The sequence below is a fragment of the Spongiactinospora sp. TRM90649 genome, assembly GCF_029382225.1.
Taxonomy (GTDB): Bacteria; Actinomycetota; Actinomycetes; order Streptosporangiales; family Streptosporangiaceae; genus Spongiactinospora.
On record NZ_JARLTC010000088.1, the window covers coordinates 1 to 1795 of the forward strand.

General features: G+C 74.9%; 1 pseudogene. It reads left to right on the forward strand.

What is annotated here, in order from left to right:
* Positions 1 to 137 precede the first annotated feature (137 nt).
* Positions 138 to 1795 (forward strand): annotated as a pseudogene (locus P3X83_RS43085) (type I polyketide synthase); the annotation flags it as partial.

The following is a 1795-nucleotide window of genomic DNA, read 5'->3' on the forward strand; positions in this document are numbered from 1 at the left end:
AGGTCACCGGGCTGGCGCTGCCGGCCACGCTGGCCTTCGACTACCCGACCGCCGACGCCGTGACCGGGCACCTGCTGCACCTGATCTCGGGCGCCGACGACGACACCGCCGCCCCGCTCGTGGCGGGGGACGCGACCGACGAACCCATCGCGATCGTCGGGATGAGCTGCCGCCTGCCCGGCGGCGTCGCCTCCCCCGAAGACCTGTGGGACCTGGTCGTCACGGGCCGCGAGGGGATCGGCGAGTTCCCCACGGACCGGGGCTGGGCCCTGGACGACGGCGCCGACTACGCGCGCCTCGGCGGGTTCGTGCACGACGCGACGAACTTCGACGCGGGCCTGTTCGGCATCTCGCCGCGCGAGGCGACCGCGATGGACCCGCAGCAGCGGTTGCTCCTCGAAGCCTGCTGGGAGGTCCTGGAGCGGGCCGGGATCGACCCGCTGTCGCTGAGCGGCAGCCGGGCCGGGGTCTTCGTCGGAGCCTCCAACTCGCAGTACGCGGCCGGTGGCCTGGTTCCGGAGGAGGCCCACGGGCACCTGCTGACCGGCACCGCCAACAGCGTCATCTCCGGCAGAGTCGCCTACGCGCTCGGCCTTCAGGGGCCCGCGCTCACCGTGGACACGGCCTGCTCGTCCTCGCTGGTGGCGCTGCACCTGGCCGCCCAGGCGCTCAGGAACGGCGAGTGCGAACTGGCTCTCGCGGGCGGTGTGACGGTGATGACCTCTCCGGCGGGGTTCGCGGAGTTCGCCCGGCAGGGCGGGCTCGCGGACGACGGGCGCTGCAAGGCGTTCGCCGACGCCGCCGACGGCACCGGCTGGTCGGAGGGTGTCGCGGTGCTCGCCGTGCAGCGGCTCTCCGACGCGCTGCGCGACGGGCGTGACGTGCTGGCCGTGGTGCGCGGCTCGGCCGTCAACCAGGACGGCGCTTCCAACGGCCTCACGGCCCCGAACGGGCCTTCGCAGCAGCGGGTGATCCGGCAGGCGCTCGCCAACGCCCGGCTGGACCCGGCCGAGGTGGACGTGGTCGAGGGCCACGGCACCGGCACCGTGCTCGGCGACCCGATCGAGGCGCAGGCCGTGCTCGCCACCTACGGCCGCGACCGGGAGGAGCCGCTGCTGCTCGGTTCGATCAAGTCCAACATCGGGCACACCCAGGCCGCCTCCGGCGTCGCGGGCGTGATCAAGATGGTGCAGGCCATCCGGCACGGCACGGTGCCGATGACCCTGCACGTGGACGAGCCGTCCACGCACGTGGACTGGACGGCCGGAGCCGTCCGGCTGGCCACCGAGGCGCGGCCCTGGCCGCACACGGACCGTCCGCGCCGCGCGGCGGTGTCCTCCTTCGGCATCAGCGGCACCAACGCGCACACGATCATCGAGCAGGCCCCTGAGCCCGAGCCTCGGCCCGAGGCGGAACCGCACGGCCCGGCGGTCGTGCCCTGGCTGCTGGCCGCCCGGACCGAGGCCGCCCTGCGCGCCCGCGCCCGCGACCTGCGTGAGCTGGTCGAGGCCGGCCCGGACCTGGACCCGCTCGACGCCGGGCACGCGCTGGCGACCACCCGCGCCGCCCTCGAATACCGCGCGGTGGTGCTGGCGTCGGACCGCGAGGGGTTCCTGGCCGGGACGTCCGCCGTGGAGTCGGGCGAGTCCCGGTCGAACGTGATCCGTGGCGTGGTGGGCGAGGGACGGCCGGCGTTCCTGTTCACCGGCCAGGGTTCGCAGCGCGCCGGAATGGGCCGCGAACTCTACGAGACCTTCCCGGCCTTCGCCGACGCCTTCGACGCGGTCGCCGCCCG